This window comes from Actinomycetota bacterium, assembly GCA_035536535.1.
In the GTDB taxonomy this organism is placed as follows: Bacteria; Actinomycetota; JAICYB01; order JAICYB01; family JAICYB01; genus DATLNZ01.
The window spans coordinates 1-2,072 of sequence record DATLNZ010000072.1; the positions used below are offsets into that span (position 1 = coordinate 1).

General features: G+C 70.8%; 2 protein-coding genes. Both read left to right on the forward strand.

The window, feature by feature from the left end:
* Positions 1-317 (forward strand): hypothetical protein (locus VNE62_04450; GenBank protein HVE91541.1); only part of this gene is annotated, 317 nt, incomplete at its 5' end.
* A 55-nt stretch (positions 318-372) separates the two neighbouring features.
* On the forward strand, positions 373-2,072 hold a 1,700-nt coding region (locus VNE62_04455; GenBank protein HVE91542.1), incomplete at its 3' end, for a bifunctional glutamine-synthetase adenylyltransferase/deadenyltransferase.

Sequence of the window (2,072 nt, forward strand, 5' to 3'; positions counted from 1 at the left end):
CGGCCGGTTTCTATGTGTGGGACCGCCCGGACATGGACATAGAGGACGCCCTCCGGCGCATGCGGGAAGTCGAGGCCATGGAGTCGGGGCCCGAGCGCGACGCGGCGTGGGAGCAGCTGATGCGGGAAGCCAAACTGGGTCCCCACTGGCCGACCCGGCTGTTCGCGGGGCGCAACGAGCGCAACGACGCGGCGATCGAGCTGCACGACCTCGAGGGCCGCGTCCGGCTGCGACTGGTCGTTTCGGCGGACGGTGAGGCGAAGGTCCAGTTCCTGGACGAGGGCGGTGAGGTCGCGAAGGTCCTGACTGCCGGCTGATGCCCCGGCACGCCTTATCGGCTCCCGGCTGATGCCCGGGCAGGTTTACTGACTCATGGTCGAGCAGGGGTCGGAGCTTTCGGTGCTGGCGCGTTTCGGCATCCGCGACCCCGCGCGCGCCGTCCGTGAGCTTCCTTCCGGGTGGGTGGAGGACCCGAGGTGGTCGGCGTTGCTCGAGTTCGTCGGTGACCGGGCCCCCGATCCGGACGTGGCTCTGCGCCGGTTGTGCGGAACTCCGCCGGACATCGTGGAAGCCGTCCTGTCGGATCCGGACAAAGCAGCGCCGATGGTCGCGGTCCTCGGCTTCAGCGAGTACTTGTCCGGGCTTGTCTCCCGGCTCCCGGGGGCTGCCGGCGTCCTGCTGGGGGGTGACGGTCCGAGGCAAGAGACTCTGCGAGACCTGAAGGACGAACGGCTGCTTCAGATCGCGGCGCGTGACCTCTCGTCGGCTCCCGACCGCGACTCCCTCGTCCGGACCGGCCACGAGCTTTCGGACCTCGCCGACGACTGCCTGCGCGCGGTCATCGACCAGGCGGGGGCCGAGGGAATGGCCGTCATGGCCATGGGCAAGCTGGGCGGACGCGAGCTCAACTACGCGTCGGACATCGACGTCCTGTTCGTGCACCGCACCGGTGGCGACGAGGCGGAGGCCGCGGCCAAGCGGGTCATGGAGGCGATGAACGGACCGCCGGTGATCTTCCGGACCGACGCCGACCTGCGTCCGGAGGGCCGGGACGGTCCGTTGGTGAGGTCGCTTGACGCCTTCGCCGCCTACTACCGGCGCTGGGCGCAGGTGTGGGAGTTCCAGTCGCTGATCAAGTGCAGGTTCTCCGCGGGCGACCAGTCCGTCGGCGACGACTTCCTCGAGCTGGTGCGCCCGTTCGTATGGCCGGAGCGTCTGGCGCCCGAGGCGGTCGAGCAGGTGCGGGCGTTGAAGTCCAGGGCCGAGGCTCAGGTCCACCGGGCGGGGCTGTCCGGACGTCAGGTGAAGCTCGGGCGGGGGGGTATACGCGACGTGGAGTTCGCCGTCCAGCTCCTGCAGCTCGTCCACGGCCGGCACCATCCGGACCTGCGGGTGCGCAACACGCTGGAGGCGCTGGACGTCCTGGGGGCCGAGGGTTTTGTGGCCGAGCAGGACGCCGACGACCTCGCCGACGCATACGTTTTCCTGCGGCACACCGAGCACCGCCTCCAGCTCATCTCCGGACGCCAGACGCACACGCTGCCCACGCAGCCGGCCCGCTTGGAGCACGTGGCGCGCGGACTCGGCCTCCGCGACTCCGCGGAAGGCTCCGCTCTGGACGAGTTCGACGGCCGGTGGCGTCACACGACGTCGGTCGTGCGGCGCATCCACGAGCGGCTGTTCTACCGTCCGCTGCTGGAGGCGTTCGCGCGGACGCCGGCTATCGGTCCCGCCCTGGGGGCCGAGGAGGCCCGGGACCGACTCGCCGCGCTGGGGTTCGACCGTCCGCAGCGCGCCCAGGACCTCATCGTCTCCCTGACGTCAGGACCGTCGCGCAGCACCCGCGTCATGCGAGCGATCCTGCCGGGGCTTTTGGCGTGGCTGTCCGAGACGCCGGACCCGGACGCGGGACTCGTCCGACTGCGCGATCTCGTCTCGCGGCTGGAGTCGCTTCCTCACCTCCTGGCGATGCTGCGCGACGAGCCTCCGGTGGCCGAGCTGGCATGCCGTGCGGTCGGGACGGGTCCGGTGCTGGCTTCCCTGATGCAGCGGGAGCCGGGACTGGTGGCCGA